Genomic DNA, 20,012 nt, shown 5'->3' with positions numbered 1-20,012 from the left:
CTGGTAACTCGAGCCGGGGGCAGGCGGGTCATGTGATCGGATCGGCTTCGATCTCCAGCTCGATCCGGGCACGGCCGCCATGCTTGGCCCGGTACAGCGCCTGGTCGGCCCGCGCCAGCAGCTGTTCGAGGCTTTCGCCTTCGCGGTACCAGGCCACGCCGATCGAGCAGGTGACCTCCAGCATCTGGCCGTCGAGCGCGAACGGGGTCTTGCAGATCGAATCGTGGAGCGCCCGCACCCGGTTGCGGGCATGCCGGCCCAGCCCCGGCAGCAACGCCAGCAGTTCCTCGCCACCGTAGCGGCCGATCCGGTCGGAGCCGCGCAGACTGGCATTGAGGCGGTGGCCGACCCGTGCCAGCACGGCGTCGCCGGTGAGGTGGCCGTACTGGTCGTTGATCTGCTTGAAGTGGTCCAGGTCGATCAGCACCACCGCCAGCAATTGCACGTGGTTGCCGGTCATCTCGGCGGTGAGTGCGTCGAGGATGCCGGCGCGGTTGAGCAGGCCGGTCAGCTCATCGCGGGTGGCCTTGATCGCCAGCGCGGCGCGGGCCGCTTCCAGCGCCTGCTTGTCGCGTTCCAGCTCCTGGGTGCGCTCGGCCACCAGTCGCTCCAGCTCGCGTTTGCGTTCCTGCAGTTCGGCGGTGCGCCAACGCAGGATCTGCAACACCAGCGCGATGCCCGCGAGCACGTAGACCAGGATCGCCAACGGACTGCGCCACCACGGCGGCAGTATTTCGAACGGGAAGCTCACGATCGCGCTGGCCTGGCGCTGGCGGCTGTCGACCGCCTGCACCTCCAGCAGATAGCTGCCCGGTGAAACCAGCGGATAGGTGACATGGCTCTGCTGGGTTTCCGACCACTGCGTTTGATAGCCGCGGATCCGATAGCGGAAGCCCACCCGGTCCGAGCCGCTGCTGACACCGGGCGTGGACAGTTCCACTTCCAGCGGCGCATCCGACCAGCGCAGCGATTGCCCCGGATACACCGGCACCGTGTCGCGCTTGACCGAGGTGATCTCCAGGTGCAGCGGCGTCAGCGCGGACAGGCGCACCGGATCGAAGATGCGGCTGACGCCACGGCTGCTGCCGATCCAGATCGCGCCATCGCGGTCCTCGAAGAACGCGTTCGCGGACAGGTCATCCCACAGCAGGCCGTCGAGCTGGGTGAGGCGGGTCCAGTGGCCGTCCCGGTACAGGTCGATGCCCTGGCTGCTGCCCACCCACAACCAGCCACGCCGATCGTGATTGAGGAAGTACGGCATCACCTGCATCACCAGCGCGTCCTGCACCGGCGTCACCGCCAACACGCCGTTCGCGTCGAGCCGGCCATGCCAGACCCCGGCCTCGCTCACCGCCACCCAGATCTCGCCGTCCGGGGCGACCGACAGCCGCGAGAAAGCCTGATTCGGCAGGTCGCCCTTTACCGGCACCAGCCGCCAGTGGCCGTCGACCTGCTGGTAAATACCGAGAGTCGATATCGCCCAGAGCCGATCGAAGCGATCCACCAACATGCTGCCGTAGGCGGCCTGCGGCAGTTCCGGCACCGCGACCGGTGTGGTTGCACCCGCAGCCACCACGAACGCGCCGTTGCGACCACCGATCCACAGATTGCCCTTGCGGTCGAACGCCAGTGCACGCACCGGCGATGGCACGTTGCCGGCGCTGCGGGTGATCCCTGTCTTTGGATCGCGTCGTGACAGCGCGCCGGAAGAATGGCCGAGCCAGACCGCACCGTCCGGCGCGATGCCCATGCTGGTGGCCTGGCGCAGCGCCTGGCTGTCAGCGAGCGTCCACGGCAGCATCCGCCGCGTCACCGGATCGTACTGGCGGCTGCCGCTATCGGCACCGACCAGCAACCTGCCGTCGGGGGCGCGCCTGATCGACCACACCGGCGCCACGTCCACACCTTGCCGCTCGTCCCAATGTTCGATCTGGTCGTAGGCAAGCCAGCGCTGCACGCCGAGTCCACGCGTGCCGATCCACAACTGGCCGGTGCGCTGCATCAGCAGGTAGCCGGCCAGCGGCGTCACGTCCACCCCCTGCGGCCGACTGAAGACCTGCCAGCGCTGCCCATCCCAGCGCACCACGCCGTTGTCGGAGCGGGTAAGCACGCGACCATGCCGGTCCTCGACGAAGTTGGTCGAGCCGGACAGCACCTCGAAACTGGTTTCCGGTGGAGCAGGGTGTTCGATGAAACGCTTGGCACCGGCTTGGCGGGAATACACATGCGGCCCGCCACGCAGCCACATCGTGCCGTGGCCGTCGCGGAAGATGGCCTGCCAGCGCTCCAGCGGCAGGCCCTCGGCGGCACCCAGTCGAGTGAGCCTGCCGTGCGAGTCGAAGTTGCACAGGTGCTCGCCGCACACCAGCCACAACGAGGTGCCATCGGCCGCCAGCGCCGCGCCGATCGCAGGCACGCTGCCGTCGGGCTGGCGCACCGGCATCGCGATGTATTCCCAGACGCCGGGCGCCTTGGGATGCACGTAGAACACCTGCTGCATGCTTACCACCGCAACCCCGTCGCGGTACGCCACCAGGGTGTTGCCCGTGTCCACCGGCACGCGCTGGTCATCGTGCAGCACATTCCTGAAATGGCCGTGCTGCCCGACGTACAAGCCGTTGGACGTGGCGACCCACAGGTTGCCGGCGCTGTCCTCGGTGATGGCGCGGATGTAGATGCTGTCGATGCCGGCATCGCGCCCGAGGAACTGGAAGCGCTCGCGCTCGAAGCGGTGCAGCCCCAGCTCGGAGCCTGCCCAGACCACGCCGTCGTGGTCCTCGTACATGGTATTGACCGACAGGCCCTGCAATCCGTCGGCCTGCGCGTAGTTGCGGAAGCTGTAGTTCTGCGCCTGCACCTGGAAGGCGAGCATGCACAACAGCAGAAACCATGCCGCCAGGTGTCGCCTGGCGAGGCGGCCATCCTTGGGGTCTTGCCTGGGCGGATAAGGCGACACGTGCCGATCGCTCTCCCGATGGATCTGCGTGAACCGACGACACGCGGAGCGTGAGCAGTTCATCGTCATTATCGGTCGCGCCGCCGGAATCTTGAGCCCGACTGCGCCGGGAATGGATAACACGCGCTAGTGAGTGAGCTGACGCGCGGCATCGAAGGCGGCATCGAACATGCGCTGCACCGGCGGAGCCATCTCGCCAGCCAGCATCGCCAGCAGGAACAGGCCCAGCAGCAGCGAGACCGGCAGGCCGAGCTGGATCGGATTCAACGCCGGCGCCGCCCGCGACAACGCGCCAAAGGCGAGGTTGACCGCCAGCATCGCCACGATCATCGGCAACGCCAGCGTCAACCCACCACGCAGCATCTGCAGGAAGAAAGTCGGCGCGACCTCGGCGAAGGCATGCACATCAGGCAACGCGGTGCCGATCGGCAGCGCCTTGTAGCTGTCCACCAGCAGTGCGATCAGCGCCAGATGGCCGTCGGCGGCGAAGAACAGCAGCCCGAAACTGATGTAGAACCACTGCGCGACCACGCCCGAAGTGACACCGCGCAGCGGATCGGACATCTGCGCGAACGACAGGCCGGTGCTCTGCGAGATCATTTCGCCGGCCAGTGCACCGGCCTCGAAGATCACCCGCAGCATGAACCCCATCGATGCGCCGATCGCCAGCTCGCGCGCGATGCTCAGCACCGCGGCGGCGTTGAAGCCATCCCACACCGGAACCGGCGGCAGGATCGGCGCCAACGCCATCGCCAGCGTGACCGACAGCATCACCCGCACCCGCGCGGGCACCGCGCGCGTACCGATCAACGGCATCGCGGTCATCAACGCCCCGGTGCGCAGCATCGTCCAGAGGATCGCGCCGATCATCGCGAAAGCGCGCTGACCGTCGATGACCATCTGGGTGGCGGTGTCCATCAGCGCGCCGTCCCACTGGGGCGTGTCATCCGTTCCCGAACAGGTCGCGCCGTTTCTCCGCGTGTTCGGGGCAAGGAAGAGGGGGCGTTCACGTCTGAGCGATGACGCAACCATGGGCACGCGGAGAAACGGCCCTTCGGGTTGGGCCTGTTCGGGAATGGATGACACGCCCTGGTTGTGGGAGGGACTTCAGTCCCGACGAGGCTTCCAAGATCCTGCGTCGGGACTGAAGTCCCTCTCACAGTGAGCATGGCGAAAACAGCACCCATCACCGCTACCCGATCAGATGCGGAATGCGCTGGAACAGCATCGTCGTGTACTCGACCATGTGCGCCAGCAGCATCGAACCGGTCGCGAACAGCACCACCGTCAGCGTGACTGCCTTGGAGATGAACGCGATGGTCGGTTCATTGAGCTGCGTCGCCGCCTGCACGATACCGACCACGATGCCGACCACTAGGATGGAAAGCAGGATCGGACCGGCGATCCACAGCACGGTGACCAGGCCACCACGTAATTCGGTCAGGGCGATTTCGGGAGTCATAGGGGCCGTGATTCGTGAGTCGTGATTCGGAACAGCGGTTGCGCGTGTAGGTGTGGCTCTTCGCTTTTGCCAATCACGAATCACCCATCACGAATCACGGTCCTACCGCGTTGAAGCTCGCGGCCAACGTCCCCACCACCAGCACCCAGCCGTCCACCAGCACGAACAGCAGGATCTTGAACGGTGCGGATACCAGCATCGGCGACATCATCATCATGCCCATCGACATCAGCACGCTCGCCACCACCAGGTCGATGATCACGAACGGGATGAAGATCAGGAAGCCGATTTCGAAGGCGGTCTTCAGCTCGCTGGTCACGAACGAGGCGACCAGCACCGGGAACGGCACTGCATCAGGGCCGGCATACTTGCCGTCGCCGGCCATGCCGGCAAAGGTCATCAGATCGGTCTCGCGCACCTGCGCCAGCATGAACGCGCGCAGTGGCTGGGTGGTCAGCGTCCATGCGGTCTGGAAGTCGATCTGGTCGTTGAGGTAGGGCTGCAGGCCGGCGCTCCACATCTTCTGCCACACCGGCATCATCACCAGCGCGGTCAGGAACATCGCCAAGCCCATCAGCACCTGATTGGACGGCGTCTGGCCGGTGCCCAGCGCCTGCCGCAACAGGCCCAGCACGATGGTGATGCGAGTGAAGGCGGTCAGTACCAGCAGCATCGATGGCAGCAGGGTGATCGCCGTCATCAACAACAGCGTCTGCAGCGGCAGGCTCACCGGCTGGTTGCCGATACGGCCGACATCGACGTTGGGCAGTGACGGAATCTGGTTGCCAGTCGCAGCGGGTGGCGTGGCTTGTGTCGATGCGGCCTGGGCCAGCGCCGGGACGGCGGCCGGAGCCGCCATCGCGGCGATCGGCGTCAATGTCAGCGTCAACAGGATCAGCACCAGCCTGAGGCTGCGCCTCCAACGGTTCCAGCGGTGGAACATGATCAGGCTTCCTTGCGCAGTTTCTGCGAAAGCAGCTGCGCGAAATTGGGCAGTTGTTTCAGATTGGGGAGCGTCGGTGCCGGCGTGGGCGGCAACGGTTCCGGCAGCGCGTGCAGCGTGTTGATGCCGCCGGCGGTGACGCCCAGCAGCAGTTGCTCGCCGTTGACCTCGACCACCACCACGCGCTCCTTCGGCCCCAGCGGCAGGCTGGCGACCAGCTTCAAGCCGGCGGCCGGGCGGAAGCCGCTGCCTGGCATGCGCTTGAGCAGCCAGCCGAGGCCGACGATCAGGCCCAGCACCAGCAGCAGCGCGAACACTGCGCCGAACAGTCCTGGCGAGGAGGGAGCCTGACTGCCGACCTTCGCCGCCTGACTGGCGACGGGTGCGGTAGCGGCGGCAAGCAATGCAATCACCGCAGTCTCCGGATCCGCTCGCTCGGGCTCACCACGTCGGTCAGACGGATGCCGAAACGATCGTTGATGACGACGACTTCGCCGTGCGCGATCAGGGTGCCGTTGACGTACACGTCGAGCGGTTCGCCGGCGCCGCGGTCCAGTTCCACCACCGAGCCCTGGTTGAGCTGCAGCAGGTTGCGGATCGGAATGCGCGAGCGGCCGACTTCCAGCGACAGCGTCACCGGCACGTCCAGGATCACGTCCAGGTTGAGGTCGGTCGCAGTCGGGTCGGACTCGGCCTGGAGGTTGTCGAACTGTGCCGGCGGTGCGGCGAGCTGATCGGTGTGGGTCATGGCAGGAGTTCCTGTGGGACGGCGGTGCGCGCCGGGGCAGGGGAAGCAGGCGGCTTCACCGCGGTGATCTTCACGGCGTTGTTGCCGTTGGCGATGCCGAACTCGCCGGTGAACAACGGAATGTCTTCCACGCACAACGGCACCTGCGCGGGCAGATCGATCGGCAGGATGTCGCCGACCTTCAAGCCGGTGAGCTGACGCAGGCTGATGCGCTTGCTGGCGAGCACGCTGGAGAGCGTGACCTCGGCGACGTCGAGCTGCTCGCGCAGCGAGACGTTCCAGGTCTCGTCACGATCGTTGCGATCGCTCTGGATGCCGGCATCCAGCACGTCGCGGATCGGCTCCAGCATCGAGTAGGGCAGGGTCACGTGGATCTCGCCGCCACCGCCTTCCAGTTCGACGTGGAAGCGGCACACCACCACATACTCGCGCGGGGTGACGATGTTGGCGAAGTGCGGATTGATCTCCGAGTTGATGTACTCGAAATCCACGTCCATCACCGGCGCCCAGGCTTCCTTCAGATCGGCGAAGGTCTGCTTGAGCAGCAGCTGGATCACGCGCATCTCGGTGGCGGTGAACTCGCGACCTTCGATGCGGGTGGGATAACGGCCGTCGCCGCCGAAGAAGTTGTCGACCACGGTGAATACCAGGGTCGGCTCGAACACGATCAGGCCGGTGCCGCGCAGCGGCTTGAACTTGATCAGGTTGAGGTTGGTCGGCACGTACAGCGAGTGCATGTACTCGTTGAACTTGATCAGGTCGATGCCGCGCACCGACAGATCGGCCGAGCGCCGGATCAGGTTGAACAGGCCGATCCGCCACAACCGCGCGAAGCGCTCGTTGACCATCTCCAGGGTCGGCATGCGGCCGCGGATGATGCGGTCCTGGCTGGACAGGTCGTAGGAACGCGCCTCGCCCGGTACCGGCTCCGGCGCGGTGTTGACCACGCCGGAATCGACACCGTGCAGCAAGGCATCGATTTCGTCCTGGGAAAGCAGATCGTTGACGCTCATTGCCGGTGCGCTCTACTGAGTGACGAAGCTAGTGAAAAGCAGGTCTTCCACGCACTTCTTGCCGGTCTCGGCCGTCATCACCCGTTGCGCTTCGGCCAGCGCGGTCTTCTGCAGCTTCTGGCGCCCGGCGATGTCGGCGATCTCGGTGGACTGCACGCCCGACAGCAGCATCAGCAGGTGCGCGCGGACCGCCGGCGCGTTCTCGGTGATCGACTTCAGATCGACCGGATTGCGGGTCATCAGCTGGATCTCGACCTGCAGGTAGCGCGGGCCGTCGACCGGGCCATTGAGGTTGACCACGAACGGCGGATCCATCGCGAAGTACTGGGCGGGCGCAGGCAGCGTGACGGTCCTCGGCGCCGCCTTGGCCTGCTCTTCCTGGTTGGCCTTGCTGGTATAGAACCAGGCACCGCCACCGGCCGCCGCTGCGGCGACGACGGCCGCACCGATGATCAGCACGAGGGTATTGCCGCCGCCCTTGGGCTTGTCCTTGGCGTCGGTCTTCTTGTTTTTGTCGGCGGCTAATGCCACTGAAAGCTCCAGGATGAATCGTTCTCCTGGATTTCATGCAATTGTCGTGCCGGAATTCGGGCGGATGCTTGAGGGAGGCTTTCTCGATTTCCCCACGGTCGTCATCCCCGCTTGACCAGCCATGCGGCTGTGAGAAAAGCGCTTCGCGGGGATGACGGCTGTAAGGTGGGTCGGGAAAGTGGCCTCCATCACGGCCCGACGCCGTGCGTCACCCCAAGGTCTGAAAAAGACCGGGGGCCGCCCAATCAGGCATACGCGTCAAGCAGACCGCGCTGCCGCAGCACTGCCGGAATTCCGACACTGGCGACCTCATCCAGGCCCGTAGCGTCGGAACCCGTCGCGAAGTCAGCACGTCCGTCCGTCTGCCGGCCCTGCGGCTGCTGACCACCGACATCGGCATGACCAAGCTGGAAGCCCTGCTGGCCGAGCATTTCGCGCAGGCGGGGCAGGCTCTGTTCCAGCGCCTGACGCACGTCGGCGTGGGCGGCGGTGAAGCTGGCGGTGACCTTGTCGCCGTCGAGCTGCAGGCGCACCTCGACCGGTCCGAGGTCGTTGGGGGTGATCTTGATGTGGGCGTGGCCGATCTTCTGGTCGGCCAGCCAGCTCAGGCGGGTGCCGACCGCGTCGTCGAAACCTTCGTGCAGGTGCGGGGTGGGCGTCGGCGAGGCGTCGAACACGCTGGCGTCACCGCGTGCCGCATTGGCGTGCCCGACCGGCGCGTGCAGGGCAACCAACGTTGCGGCATCCGGGGCGGGGGCCGGGGCGTCGTCGCCAGTACTGGCGACGATCGCATCGGCGGCCTTGGTCGTGGCCGGGTCGATCTTGATGGCGGCCATCTTCGCGGCGAAATCGTCCGTGCCGACGCCCGGTGCGGTAGCGGCAAGGCTGGGCGTCTGTGCACCGGCAGCGTTACCGGCCTGGACACCTGGCGGCAACGAGGTCGGTGCCGCCGCGACACCTGCGGCCGGTGGGGTTGTGGTGAGTTGAGTGCTTGCCGGGATCGTCGTGGCCTGACCGTTGACGACGGCCGTGGGCGCTGCGGCCGCGGAGGCGGTCAGCACTGCTTCCAGTCCGCCGAGCCCGGCGGGTGGCCAGGGCGCGTCCGCGCTGGGCTGTGCCGTGGTCTGGCCGGGCGTTTCATCGTCCTGCTTGGTGGCACCCGCGACCTTGGCACGGGTTGGCTGCGCTTGCCCTGCAACGTTGCTGGGTGCCTGAGCCGAAGGTGTCGTCGTCGGGCGAGCCGGAGCCGGACGCGCGCTCGGCTGTCGATCCGCGGCGGCACGAGCATCGCGCGGCGCGGGCTGGGCATTGGCGCGGGGGCGCGGAGCCGGATCGCGCGCGGCAGTGGCAGGGGTGTCGTCCTGACGTGGCGGATCGCGCGGCGTATCCCGCGGTGTATCCGAGGCGGCTGGCACGCGCGGACGTGGCGGCGGCTGTCGTTCGATCGGCTGCGACTGCAGCATCGCCGAAAAATTCCGGGAGTCGTCGTGTTGCCCGGCGTCACTTCCGAGCACCGACTTGGCGCCGAGTCCCGCAACACCCAGTGGCAGGGTCTTCATGCGCTTTCTCCGGTCTCGCTTTCGTTGCTGTGATTGGCTGCACGAGCGCGGCGTGCACCGAGGTCGTCCATTTCACGTTGCTCGCGACGCCCTACCACCACCGCCTCCTGGGCGCGGTAGCTGGCGGCGAGTTGCTCCAGCACCTGTTTCTCGCGACTGGCCAGCAGCAGACGCGCGCGCTCGGCTTCGACCTTGCTGCGGTTGAGGTCCACGGTCTGCATCTGCTGCTGCACCGCGCTGTCGAGGCGGTCCAGGAAAGCGCGTCTGTTGGTCAGCGCGGCGGCGCTGGTGGCCGCCATCTGGCTGTTCGCGTACTCCTCGGCGTAGCGGCGCAGTTCGTCCAGCCTCGACACATGGGTTTCCAGCACGCGCTGGCGCTCGGCCAGATCGCGGGCAACTTCATCCTCATGTTCCTGCGCACGGCGCAGCAGAGGGTCGATGCGGCGGGATTGCATCATGGCTGTGCTCTCTCGTTACGTGGCTTCGCGTTCAACAAGCTGCTTGAGGGCAGCCAGACTGTGGGGCAGGTCAGCGGCACGGGCCACGTCCTGTCCCAGGAATTCGAGGATCTCCGGCCAGCGCAGCAGCGCTTCGTCGGTGGCCGGGTCGTTGCCGCGCTGGTAGGCGCCGATCGCGATCAGATCGCGGTTGTTGCTGTAGGCCGACACCAGCCGCTTGAGCTTGCGGATGCGCTGACGCCAGGCGTCGTCGGCGATGTCCTGGACCACGCGACTGACCGAGGATTCCACGTCGATCGCCGGGTACAGGCCGGAATCGGCGACCCGGCGCGACAGCAGGATGTGGCCGTCGAGGATCGCGCGCGCCGCGTCGGCGATCGGGTCCTGCGGGTCGTCGCCTTCGGTCAGCACGGTGTAGAAGGCGGTGATCGAGCCGCGGCCCTTGGCGCCGTTGCCGGCACGTTCGACCAGCGCCGGTAATTTGGCGAACACCGACGGCGGGTAGCCGCGTGTAGTCGGCGGCTCGCCGACCGACAGGCCGATCTCGCGCTGGGCCTGGGCGAAGCGGGTCAGCGAATCCATCAGCAGCAGCACGTTGTGGCCCTGGTCGCGGAACCACTCGGCGATCGCGGTGGCACGGTAGGCGCCATGCAGGCGTGCCAGCGGCGGGCGATCGGCCGGGGCAGCGACAACCACCGCGCGACGCAGGCCTTCCTCACCGAGCGTGGTCTCGACGAAATCGCGCACTTCGCGGCCGCGTTCGCCGATCAGGCCGACCACGATCACGTCGGCGGCGGTGTAGCGGGTCATCATGCCCAGCAGCGTCGATTTGCCGACGCCGGAACCGGCGAACAGGCCGACACGCTGGCCACGGCCGATCGGCAGCAAGGCGTTGATCGCGCGCACGCCGACGTCCAGCGGCTGGGTGATCGGTTCGCGCGAGAGCGGGTTGATCGAAACGCCGGCCATGCCGGTGCTGCCTTCGCCGCGGATCGGGCCCTTGCCGTCCAGTGGCACGCCGTCGCTGTCGATCACGCGACCGAGCAAGGCCTCACCAACCTCGACGCCGCCGCGATTGCGCGCCGGCACCACGCGGGCATTCGGCAGCAGGCCGTGCAGTTCGGCGCTGGGCATCAGATAGGTACGTTCGCCGGCGAAGCCGACCACCTCGGCATCGACCCAACCCCCATCGACCTCGACCCGGCAGGTGGCGCCCATCGGCGCCTCGCAACCGATCGCTTCCAGCGTGAGGCCCACCGCGCGACGCAGGATGCCCTCGCGGATCAGGCCACGCCCGTGGGCGTGATCGAGCCCGATGCCGCCGAGGCGCGTCGCCAAGCGAAGGTTGCGCGCGGCCAGCCAGTCGGCCGGGGTGGCGCCCATCAGTGCGCTCATGGGGTGGAGCTCGCTGGAGTGGGGAGGGGCAGCAGGCTTTGGGGCAATCCTGTGGGAGGGACTCTGGGTGGCCTAGGGCCATCAGTCCCGAGGCTTTGCCGGTAGAGCCCGTCGGGACTGATGGCCCTAGGCCACCCAGAGTCCCTCCCACACGAGGCCCTGTGCACCGGCTGGATTCCGGCTGGCGCGAGTGCAGCAGCGCGGCTCATACCCCAGCCCCCGACTTGCGCAGCACGGTTTCCAGTGCGGCGCGCAGGCGCGCATCGAGGGTGCCGTCGATGCGCACGGTCTCGGCGTGTACGCGCAGGTCGCCACGGCTCAGGCCCATGTCCGGCGACAAGCGTGCGCCCGACATCAGCGACAGCAATGGCGTGAGCGCAGCGATGTCGTCAGGATGCAGGCGCACTTCGACCTCGCGGCTGGTGCCACCCACCGCGTCGACCGCCTCGCTGATCAGATCCGACAGCAGCACCGGATCGGCCTGGTAGGCGCGGCCGACCAGCACGCCGGCGATGCGCACCGCCAGTTCGCCCAGCGCGCCGACCACTTCGTTCTCGAGACGGGCGAGGGGACGGCTGAAGTTGTCGAGGATGCCTTCGATCTGCGCGGTCAGCCGGCGCACTTCGGCCTGGCCTTGCGCATAGCCGTCGGCGTGGCCGCGTTCGAGACCTTCCTCGTAGGCCGCGTCCTGGATCGCCTGGATTTCCTCCAGCGTCGGTGGACGCAGCGGTGGCGGTGCATCCTCGATCGTCTCGGCCAGCAGCTCGGGTTCGGCCAGTGCGATGGACAGATCCGGTGCGATCCAGCGCACAACGTTGTTCATACCATCGCCTCCACGCCGCCGCTGCCGAGCGAAATCGTGCCTTCGTCAGCCAGGCGGCGGACGATGGTGAGGATCTCCTTCTGCGCCGCTTCGACATCGGACAGACGCACCGGGCCGCGTGCCTCCATGTCCTCAAGCAGGATCTCGGCGGCGCGCTGCGACATGTTGCGGGTGATCTTGTCGCGCACCTTGGCGTCGGCGCCGCGCAGGGCCAGACCGAGCTTGTCGCCGGAGACCTCGCGCAGCAGCGTCTGGATCGAGCGGTCGTCCAGGTCCACCAGATTGTCGAACACGAACATCTGGTCCTGGATCTTGCCGGCCAGATCCGCATCGACCTTGCCGATCGCCTGCAACACACCTTGATCCTGGCCGGATTCGAGGAAGTTGAGGATGTTCGCGGCGCATTTGACGCCGCCGATGGTCGAGGACTTGAGGTTCTGGTTGCCGGCGAACTGGCGTTCCATGATCTCGTTGAGTTCGCTCAGCGCGTTCGGCGGAATGCCGTCGAGCGTGGCGATGCGCAGCAGCACGTCGGCACGGGTGCGCTCGGGCAGGATCTTCAGCGCCTCGGCAGCCTGGTCGCTGTCCAGATGCGCCATCACGATCGCGATGATCTGCGGGTGTTCGTTGCGCACCAGATCGGCAACCGCGCGCGGGTCCATCCACTTGAGCGTGTCCAGGCCGGTGGTGTTGCGGCCGAGCAGGATGCGATCGATCAGGCCACTGGCCTTCTCCGCGCCCAGCGCCTGGATCAGCACGTTGCGGATGTAGTCGTCGGCACCCACGCCCAGCGAGGTCTTGCCGGCGAGTTCACCGTTGAAATCGTCCATCACCCGTTCGACCTGGTCACGGCTGACACCGGCCATGGTCGCCATGGCGATGCCGATCTTCTGCACCTCCTTGGGCTCCATGTGCTTGAGCACTTCGGCGGCGTCGGCCTCACCGAGCGAGAGCAGCAACACGGCGGCGCGCTGTACGCCGGTCATGGGCGGGGTCTCAGGCTTCATTGGCGACCCATCCCTTCACGACCTGCGCGACCCGCTTGGAATCGGCCTTCACCGCGTCACGCGCCTGGCGCAGGCGGTCCTCGTAGGCGTCTGACGGGAGTGCGATCGCCTCCTTCCTGCTGGCGATCTTGGCGGTGTCATCCTCCAGCCCCGACAACATGCCGTCGCCGTCCTCGTCGAGCATGCGCACGTCGGCGATCTGAGGCTCGCGGCGTCCGTCGGAATCGTCCTTCTTGCGCTTGGCCGGCATTGCGCCAGTCAACTGACGCAACGCGGGGCGCAGCACGCCGAAGGCGAGCGCCAGCACCACCAGCGCACCGACGCCAAGCCGCAGCCAGTTCTGGATGCGCGGATCCTCCCACCAGCGCGGGCCTTCGTCGGCGATGGGCTGCGGGCGCACGAATGGCGCGTTCATCACCGAGACCGTGTCGCCACGCTCGGCGTTGAAACCGACCGCCTGCTTCACCAGCGCTTCGATCCGGGTCAGTTCGGCCGCGCTCAATGCCTGCTCGGTGACGCGGCCATTGGTGCCGGGACGCGGCACGTGATCGACCAGCACCGCCACCGAGACGCGCTTGATGCGCCCGGCCGGCTGGCGGGTGTGCTGCAGGGTGCGGTCCAGCTCGTAGTTGCGGGTGGCGCTCTTGGAACTGTCGGCCGGGTTGGCGGCGGTTGCCTGCTGTGCCTGCGCCGCGGCGGGGTTGGCACCGTTGGCGACATTGGCCGCCGGCGGCGCGCCGGTCTGGCCGGGCGGGGTGTTGCTGGTCGCGCCGGGCACGCCCTGCGGGCCGGGCACGTTGGTGCTGTTCTCGCTGACCTGCTCGCTGCGCAGCTTCGGCGGATCGCCGTTGTACAGCTCACGCGCCTCCTCGATCACCGAGAAGTCCATGTCCACGTTGACTTCCGGATTGACCCGGCCGGGGCCGGTCATCGGTTCCAGCAGCTCGCGGATGCGCTGGCTGTAGGACTGTTCCTGGCGACGCACCTGATCGAACTGCGCCGCGTTCATCGCTGCGTCGCTGTTGGGATCGGCGATGGTGAGCATGCGACCACTCTGATCGACCACGGTGACGCGCTCCGGCGCCAGATCCGGGATCGACGAAGCGACCAGATGCACGATCGCATCGACCTGATTGCGTTCCAGCGCCTGGCCGCCACGCAGCTCCAGCACCACCGAGGCACTGGCGACGTCGCGCTGGCGGGTGAACGCGCTGGGCTTGGGGATCGCCAGATGCACGCGCGCATCGCGGACCGGACGCAGCGTGGTGATGGTGCGCACCAGTTCGGTTTCCAGCGCGTGCTGGTAGCGGGCGTTCTCGACGAACTGGCTGACGCCGAAGCCGGGATCCTTCTCCATCAGCTCGAAACCGAGCCGGCCGCTGTCGGTCAGCCCGGAGCCGGCGAGCTTGAGGCGCGCGTCGTGCAGGTTGGTTTCCGGCACGGTGATCGCGCCGGTGGCCGGATCGATCTTGAACGGGATCTGCGCGGTGCGCAGCAGATCGGTGGCCTCGGCCGTGGCCTTCTCGTCCAGGCCGGTGTAGAGCGGGGTGTAGTCCGGCTTCTGCGACCAGAAGAACACCCCCAGCCCGGCAGCGACGGCGATGGCGACCATCGTCATCAAGCCCAGCCTGCGGGTGATCTGCAGGCTTTGCATACGGTCGAACCACGCCCCGGCCTTTTCCGAGGTGTTGGTGAGGTTTTCCTTGCTGATCGCGAGTGCCATCCGTTACGAACCCTTCCTTACAACGGCATGTTCATGACGTCCTGGTAGGCCTGGACGAGTCGGTTGCGGACTTCCACGGTGGCGCGGAAGGCGATGGAGGACTGCTGCGCGGCGACCATCACCTTGGCCAGATCGGCGCTGGGGTCCCCCATTTCGAACGCCTCGGCCAGCGCTCCGGAGGTCTGCTGGGCATCGTTGACGCCACCAATGGCATTGCGCAGGGTCTCGGTGAAGCTGGGCGCGGAGGTTTCCTGCACACCCTGCAGGCCGGAAAGCCCCTGCACGCCGTTGCTGCGCGCCACATCGCCGGACGCCGCGGCACCGGTCTGGCCAATCTGGCCTTGGTAGCTGCGGATCTGCGAGAGGATCGAGGTTATGGAGTCGCTCATCGGTTCATGACCATGCCGGGTGGGGCAGGCTCATTCATGCAAGCGCTGTGCCGGAATCGCGTCGGGATTCTGGCGGGGTGGTGCGATGCCGTGTCTGGATGCACGCTTGGGCAGCGAGATCAGCAGGGGATCAGCGCTGTGGAGCCGCCGTTGGTGACGTGCCCGCGCTCTTTCCTTCTCCCGCTTGCGGGGGAAGGTGCCCGAAGGGCGGATGGGGGCTTTCCGGCGTCAAAAGCACCCTCATCCGGTGCTCTGCGCCCCCTTCTCCCGCAAGCGGGAGAAGGGACTAATTCGTCAGTTCGGTCTGCTCGCGATCGATGCCGTACTTGCGCAGCTTCTCCACCAGCGTGGTACGGCGCAGGCCGAGCAACTGGGCGGCATGCGCGACCACGCCCTGGGTGCGTTGCAGCGCCTCGTTGATCAGCGCCAGCTCGATGCTGGCCATGTGATCGCGCAGGTCGATGCCGTCCTCGGGCAGGTTCGCCACGGCGTTGACCGGCTCCTGTCCTTCGACCGATGGCGTGGCCGCGGCGGCGGTAGGCACTGCAGCGGCTTCATCGGCGGCAGGCAACTTGAAGTCGCCGCGGTAGCGCGCCGGCAGATCCTGCACCCGCACCAGTCCGCCCGGATGCAGCACCGCCAGGCGCTCGACCAGATTGGTCAGCTCGCGCACGTTGCCCGGCCAGTCGTAGCTGCGCAGCGCCTGCAGCGCCTCGTCGGCGAAACGCACCTCGCCACGGCCGGTCCGCGCCAGTTGCCCGGCGATGGTCTGCACCAGCACCAGCAGGTCGTCCACGCGCTCGCGCAGGGCCGGCATCTCGATCGGGAACACGTTCAGACGGTAGAACAGGTCCTCGCGGAACTGGCCGTCGCCGATGCGCGTCTCCAGGTTGCGGTGGGTGGCGGCGATCACCCGCACGTTGCAGCGGATGGTCTGGCCACCGCCGACGCGCTCGAAGCTGCGCTCCTGCAGCACGCGCAGCAGCTTGACCTGCATCGGCAGGCTCATGTCGCCGATCTCGTCCAGCAGCAGCGTGCCGCCTTCGGCCATTTCGAAGCGGCCCTTGCGGGCGGTCAGCGCGCCGGTGAACGCACCCTTCTCGTGGCCGAACAATTCGCTTTCCAGCAGGTCCGGCGGGATCGCGCCGCAGTTGATCGCCACGAACGGGCCATCGCGACGCGGCGACTGCTGGTGGATCGCACGCGCGACCACTTCCTTGCCGGTGCCGGACTCGCCCAGTACCAGCACGGTGGTATCGAACGCGGCGACCTGATCGATCAGGCGGCGCAGACGGACCACCGCCTCGCTGTTGCCGGTCGGGCCGTTGTGCTGGTACGTACCGGCCTGATGCTCGGCATCCAGCCGTTTCAGGCTGGCCCGGCGCAGCATGGCTTCGAGCTGGGCATGCCGCAGCGGCGTATCCAGCGACCAGACATTGGCCTCGTGCATGCGATGGGCGGCAGCGAAGGCTGCTGCGTCGCCTTCCATCAGCATCACCGGCGGCGGCAGCTTGGCAGCGGCCAGCCAGTCGAAGAATGCATCGGCCTGGGTGGCGTCGTCGGCCGAGCCAACCAGCACCGCCATCCACTCGTCGGCGCGATGGCGGGACGGATTCAGGTCGGCGCCGTCGGTCACCCAGCGCGGATTGAAATCCATGAATTCAAGCAGCGAGATGGTCCGCTCGGCGCGGATCGCGTCACTGTCGATCAGCAGAATGCGCGATTCGCTCATGGACGCGCTCCGGTCAGGCCCTCCAGGATCGGCATGACTTCCTGGATGTAGGACAGCTTGCTTACGAAGTTGTCGGCGCCGGCGCGCAACGCATGCTCGCGGTGTTCGGCGTCGTCGAAATGGCTGGCAATCACGATGTACGGCGGCTCGTCCTGGGTCTTGATCAGGCGCGTGGCCTGCAGGCCGCCCATCTCCGGCATCGCCAGGTCCATGAGCACCACCTGCGGGCGCAGCGACTCGGAGCGCTCGATCGCCTCCAGGCCATTGGCCGCGCTGCCGACGATGTCCAACCACTCGACCTTGCGGAAGTGGCGCATGGCCGCGTTGATGAAGCCCTCGTGGTCATCGACCAGCAGGACGGTCAGCTTGCTCATGTCAGATCCTTTTGCTTATCCCGCGCGTGCCAGCAGCGGCTTGGTGTGTCGGCGGCGCTCACGTGCTGGAGCGATATCCAGCTGTTCGCGATACTTGGCTACCGTCCTGCGCGCAATATTAACGCCTTGGCGGGCCAGCAAACCGGCGATCGCCTCGTCGGCCAGCGGCCGGCCGGTTCGCTCTCGATCAGGCGCTTGACCATCGCCTTGACGGCCGCTCCGGACACGCTGGCGCCTTCCAGCCGCACCGCGAAGAAGTGCTTCAGCTCGAAGGTGCCGCGCGGGGTCTGCAGGTACTTGCCGGTGGTGATGCGCGAGATCGTCGATTCATGCATGCCGATCTCGTCGGCGATCTCCTTCAACGTCAGCGGCGCCATCGCTTCTTCGCCACGGACCAGGAACGCAGCCTGGCGCTCGACGATCGCACGGGTGGTGCGCAGCAGGGTTTCGTAGCGCATCGACAGGCCACGGGTGAGCCAGCGCGCTTCCTGCAGCATCTCGCGCATCGCCGGCGAGAGCTCGCTGTTGTCGGACAGGGCGCGTTCGTAGCCGGCGTTGATGCCGATGCGGTGGGTGGTGGCCGGATTCAGCGCAACCCGCCACTGTTCGTCGGCATGCCAGGCGATCACGTCCGGGATCACGCTGGTGTTGTCGCTTTCCAGCAGGACCTCGCCGGGACGCGGCTGCAGCGACAGGATCAGGCGCACCGCCTCGCACACGTCGACTTCCTCGCAGCCCAGGCAACGGGCGAGGGCGGGGTAGTCATGGCCGGCCAGCATGTCGAGGCCGTTGCTCAGAATGCGGACTGCCAGGGGCCGGGCCGCGACCGGGCCGGACATGGCCGAGAGCTGGGCCAGCAGGCATTCGCGCAGGTCCACCGCGGCCAGGCCGGCCGGCTCGCCGTGCAGCAGGCGTTGGCGGATCGTCTCGGCGACCTCGCCGGTCACATCGAAGCGCGCCGAGGCGAGCAGCGTCAGCGGCGCCAATCCGGCATCGAGATAGCCGGCGTCGTCGGTGTGCTCCAGCCAGAACGCCGCCACCGCCAGCTCGCGCTCCTCCAGTTCCAGCGCCAGGGCCCGCAGCACGCGCAGATGCAGATCGGTGGATTCGCCGTCGGCGACCCGCTGCATGCGCTCGTCGTCGCCAGCGTTCCAGGCGGCACCGGCGACATCCCAGATCGAGCTTTCCGGAAGTTCGTCGAAGGCGGCCACTTCAAGTGTGACGCTGTCGACGTCGCTGGACGGAACAGCGTCTTCCTGCGACTCCTCCAGTTCCAGCAGCGGGTTGGTTTCCAGGGCGCGACGGATTTCCAGCTCCAGTTGCAGGCCGTCCAGTTGCAGCAGACGGATCGACTGCAGCAACTGCGGGGTCAGATGCAGGTGCTGGCCCAACTGGGCGGAAATGGTCGGCTTCATGCGAAATCCCCAGGGCACGCGATTGGCGTGCTGTGGAATGCATCTTGCATGTGAAGGCGACGGCGTTTTAATCAGGGGTTCTTGTAGGTGGTGTCGTTAAAACACCTACACGATGTGGGTGATTCACCTACAAGATCGACACCAACTGCGACGGGCGTCGGATTTTCGGCACCCGCTCAGGCCAATTCGTTGTGATGCCGCGCGGCGAGCAGCACCAGATCGTTGGCGCGCCGGCAGCCGAGCGACTCCATCATCCGCGCGCGGTGGGTCTCCACGGTCTTGACGCTGATGCCCAGGTCGGCCGCGATTTCCTTGTTGCTCTGGCCACGCCCGATCTCGCGCAGGATCTCGCGCTGGCGCGGTGACAGCGCGGCAATGCCAACCGGCTTCTCGCGGCCCAGGATCGGCGCGAGCATCTTCGAGGAGATCTGCGGGCTCAGGAACACTTGGCCGGCGGTAGCCGCGCGCAGGGCCAGTTCGAGTTCGAGCGGTGCCGCGTCCTTGACCACGAAACCGATCGCGCCGCGATCGAGCGCGTCGCGCACATGCGCGGGGTCGTCGTGCATCGACATCATCACCACGCGGGTGCGCGGTGCATCGCGCAGCACATCGCTCATCGCATCCAGACCGCTGCGTCCGGGCAACGACAGGTCCATCAGCACCACGTCGGGACGGTGCAGGGTGGCCAGGTCAAGTGCCTGCTGGGCATTGCTCGCCTCGGCCACGACATCGATCCCGGCGAAGCTTTGCAGCAGACGCGACAATCCAGCACGCACCAGCGTGTGATCGTCGACGATGATGATTCGCACGGTCGTTTCTCCCAGACGAACGGGCACCTTAGCCGAGCGGCAAGATAGCGCCAACCCGGAGCGGCTGTCCCGGTGGTAGGTCAGCGCGCCCGCCGCGCGTCGGCGATCTGGCGTCGATGCAGGCGGAACAGGTGCCGCTCCAGTGCTGTTTCAAGGCCACCACCCAGCTCGCTGAAGCGCAGCCAGAGGAAGAAGCCCCCGTTGCCGCTGGCCGCCTCGGCCAATACTGTGACCGGCAGCTCGATGTTCTCCGGCAGCCAGTCGGCCGGTTGCAGGCTGAGCGTGCCGGCGGCGCCCGGCACTGCGCCGCTGCGCACGCCGGTCTCCAGGCGGATACCACGGCGCGACCAGCGCACCGGTCGCAACGGCAGGGCATGGCCGGACTGTCGGGTGAGCTGACCGATCAACGCCAGCACCAGGTCCAGCTTGGCTTCGATCCGCGCCACGGCCTGCGGCAGCTCGCCGCGATCCTCGCCCGGGTCGTCGCCACGCAGTTCCTCGACCTGGGCCAGGCCTCGCAGCACCGATTCGGCGGCACCGCTACGCGAAATCCCGCTGCCCAGGCGGAACTCGGCGGGCAGCGCCAGCTCGCAGGAGATCGAGTCCTGGAACAGTTCCGCATCCGCGGGGGTGGAGGGTGAGGAAGAATTCAACGGCGGTATCTCCGGTACGGGC

At 67.2% G+C, this 20,012-nt stretch carries 18 protein-coding genes and 2 pseudogenes; all 20 read right to left on the bottom strand.

The features are described from left to right. Positions 1–28: 28 nt before the first annotated feature. Positions 29–2,956, bottom strand: a complete 2,928-nt coding sequence (locus AC3WJE_RS00945) for a ligand-binding sensor domain-containing diguanylate cyclase (RefSeq protein ID WP_493728886.1) — start codon at positions 2,954–2,956, stop codon at positions 29–31. A 126-nt stretch (positions 2,957–3,082) separates the two neighbouring features. Then, on the bottom strand, positions 3,083–3,874 hold the full coding sequence (gene fliR / locus AC3WJE_RS00940; RefSeq protein WP_493728885.1) for a flagellar biosynthetic protein FliR: 792 nt from the start codon (positions 3,872–3,874) through the stop codon (positions 3,083–3,085). 274 nt (positions 3,875–4,148) lie between these two features. Beyond that, entirely contained in the window at positions 4,149–4,418 is a 270-nt protein-coding gene (locus AC3WJE_RS00935; protein WP_493728884.1) for a flagellar biosynthetic protein FliQ, read from the bottom strand. A 94-nt stretch (positions 4,419–4,512) separates the two neighbouring features. After that, a complete protein-coding gene (gene fliP / locus AC3WJE_RS00930) occupies positions 4,513–5,361 on the bottom strand; it encodes a flagellar type III secretion system pore protein FliP (protein ID WP_493728883.1) in 849 nt (282 codons plus the stop codon). Between the two features lie 2 nt (positions 5,362–5,363). After that, on the bottom strand, positions 5,364–5,774 hold the full coding sequence (fliO, locus tag AC3WJE_RS00925; RefSeq protein ID WP_493728882.1) for a flagellar biosynthetic protein FliO: 411 nt from the start codon (positions 5,772–5,774) through the stop codon (positions 5,364–5,366). Further along, positions 5,771–6,025: pseudogene (gene fliN, locus AC3WJE_RS00920) on the bottom strand (flagellar motor switch protein FliN); the annotation flags it as partial. The pseudogene fliN and the gene fliO, both read right to left, overlap by 4 nt. An 80-nt stretch (positions 6,026–6,105) precedes the next feature. After that, positions 6,106–7,122, bottom strand: coding sequence for a flagellar motor switch protein FliM (gene fliM / locus AC3WJE_RS00915; protein ID WP_493728881.1), 1,017 nt, complete (start codon positions 7,120–7,122; stop codon positions 6,106–6,108). Between the two features lie 12 nt (positions 7,123–7,134). Continuing rightward, positions 7,135–7,653, bottom strand: a complete 519-nt coding sequence (locus AC3WJE_RS00910) for a flagellar basal body-associated FliL family protein (protein WP_493728880.1) — start codon at positions 7,651–7,653, stop codon at positions 7,135–7,137. A gap of 245 nt (positions 7,654–7,898) precedes the next feature. Next, entirely contained in the window at positions 7,899–9,212 is a 1,314-nt protein-coding gene (locus AC3WJE_RS00905) for a flagellar hook-length control protein FliK (protein ID WP_493728879.1), read from the bottom strand. Beyond that, on the bottom strand, positions 9,209–9,670 hold the full coding sequence (gene fliJ, locus AC3WJE_RS00900; protein WP_493728878.1) for a flagellar export protein FliJ: 462 nt from the start codon (positions 9,668–9,670) through the stop codon (positions 9,209–9,211). Before fliJ ends, AC3WJE_RS00905 begins: the two co-directional genes overlap by 4 nt. Before the next feature lie 15 nt (positions 9,671–9,685). Beyond that, a complete protein-coding gene (gene fliI / locus AC3WJE_RS00895) occupies positions 9,686–11,029 on the bottom strand; it encodes a flagellar protein export ATPase FliI (RefSeq protein ID WP_493729021.1) in 1,344 nt (447 codons plus the stop codon). A 241-nt stretch (positions 11,030–11,270) separates the two neighbouring features. Then, positions 11,271–11,888: a FliH/SctL family protein gene (locus AC3WJE_RS00890; RefSeq protein ID WP_493728877.1), complete on the bottom strand. Its 618-nt coding sequence runs from the start codon at positions 11,886–11,888 to the stop codon at positions 11,271–11,273. Then, a complete protein-coding gene (gene fliG, locus AC3WJE_RS00885; RefSeq protein WP_493728876.1) occupies positions 11,885–12,895 on the bottom strand; it encodes a flagellar motor switch protein FliG in 1,011 nt (336 codons plus the stop codon). Before fliG ends, AC3WJE_RS00890 begins: the two co-directional genes overlap by 4 nt. Further along, positions 12,885–14,618 carry a flagellar basal-body MS-ring/collar protein FliF gene (fliF, locus tag AC3WJE_RS00880; protein ID WP_493728875.1) on the bottom strand — a complete coding sequence of 578 codons (1,734 nt, stop codon included), beginning with the start codon at positions 14,616–14,618 and terminating at the stop codon, positions 12,885–12,887. Before fliF ends, fliG begins: the two co-directional genes overlap by 11 nt. A 17-nt stretch (positions 14,619–14,635) precedes the next feature. Then, positions 14,636–15,007, bottom strand: coding sequence for a flagellar hook-basal body complex protein FliE (fliE, locus tag AC3WJE_RS00875; protein ID WP_493728874.1), 372 nt, complete (start codon positions 15,005–15,007; stop codon positions 14,636–14,638). Positions 15,008–15,293: 286 nt separating this feature from the next. Then, a complete protein-coding gene (locus tag AC3WJE_RS00870) occupies positions 15,294–16,739 on the bottom strand; it encodes a sigma-54 dependent transcriptional regulator (RefSeq protein ID WP_493728873.1) in 1,446 nt (481 codons plus the stop codon). Next, positions 16,736–17,113, bottom strand: coding sequence for a response regulator (locus AC3WJE_RS00865; RefSeq protein ID WP_493728872.1), 378 nt, complete (start codon positions 17,111–17,113; stop codon positions 16,736–16,738). Before AC3WJE_RS00865 ends, AC3WJE_RS00870 begins: the two co-directional genes overlap by 4 nt. Positions 17,114–17,128: 15 nt before the next feature. After that, positions 17,129–18,528: pseudogene (gene rpoN / locus AC3WJE_RS00860) on the bottom strand (RNA polymerase factor sigma-54). 176 nt (positions 18,529–18,704) lie between these two features. Next, positions 18,705–19,337: a response regulator gene (locus AC3WJE_RS00855; RefSeq protein ID WP_493728871.1), complete on the bottom strand. Its 633-nt coding sequence runs from the start codon at positions 19,335–19,337 to the stop codon at positions 18,705–18,707. A gap of 80 nt (positions 19,338–19,417) precedes the next feature. Next, entirely contained in the window at positions 19,418–19,990 is a 573-nt protein-coding gene (locus tag AC3WJE_RS00850; protein WP_493728870.1) for a PilZ domain-containing protein, read from the bottom strand. Between the last annotated feature and the right edge of the window lie 22 nt (positions 19,991–20,012).

This window comes from Pseudomonas sp. GW821-FHT07E12, from assembly GCF_058986605.1.
The sequence above is the reverse complement of the archived record's forward strand: the minus strand, read 5'-3'. Positions and strand labels throughout refer to the sequence as shown.

What these genes read in the sequence shown, in the direction of transcription:
- fliR (WP_493728885.1), bottom strand. Translation starts at nt 3,874, where the DNA reads ATGGACACCGCCACCCAGATGGTCATCGACGGTCAGCGCGCTTTCGCG.
- AC3WJE_RS00935 (WP_493728884.1), bottom strand. Translation starts at nt 4,418, where the DNA reads ATGACTCCCGAAATCGCCCTGACCGAATTACGTGGTGGCCTGGTCACC.
- fliP (WP_493728883.1), bottom strand. Translation starts at nt 5,361, where the DNA reads ATGTTCCACCGCTGGAACCGTTGGAGGCGCAGCCTCAGGCTGGTGCTG.
- fliM (WP_493728881.1), bottom strand. Translation starts at nt 7,122, where the DNA reads ATGAGCGTCAACGATCTGCTTTCCCAGGACGAAATCGATGCCTTGCTG.
- AC3WJE_RS00905 (WP_493728879.1), bottom strand. Translation starts at nt 9,212, where the DNA reads ATGAAGACCCTGCCACTGGGTGTTGCGGGACTCGGCGCCAAGTCGGTG.
- fliJ (WP_493728878.1), bottom strand. Translation starts at nt 9,670, where the DNA reads ATGATGCAATCCCGCCGCATCGACCCTCTGCTGCGCCGTGCGCAGGAA.
- AC3WJE_RS00890 (WP_493728877.1), bottom strand. Translation starts at nt 11,888, where the DNA reads ATGAACAACGTTGTGCGCTGGATCGCACCGGATCTGTCCATCGCACTG.
- fliG (WP_493728876.1), bottom strand. Translation starts at nt 12,895, where the DNA reads ATGAAGCCTGAGACCCCGCCCATGACCGGCGTACAGCGCGCCGCCGTG.
- fliF (WP_493728875.1), bottom strand. Translation starts at nt 14,618, where the DNA reads ATGGCACTCGCGATCAGCAAGGAAAACCTCACCAACACCTCGGAAAAG.
- fliE (WP_493728874.1), bottom strand. Translation starts at nt 15,007, where the DNA reads ATGAGCGACTCCATAACCTCGATCCTCTCGCAGATCCGCAGCTACCAA.
- AC3WJE_RS00870 (WP_493728873.1), bottom strand. Translation starts at nt 16,739, where the DNA reads ATGAGCGAATCGCGCATTCTGCTGATCGACAGTGACGCGATCCGCGCC.
- AC3WJE_RS00865 (WP_493728872.1), bottom strand. Translation starts at nt 17,113, where the DNA reads ATGAGCAAGCTGACCGTCCTGCTGGTCGATGACCACGAGGGCTTCATC.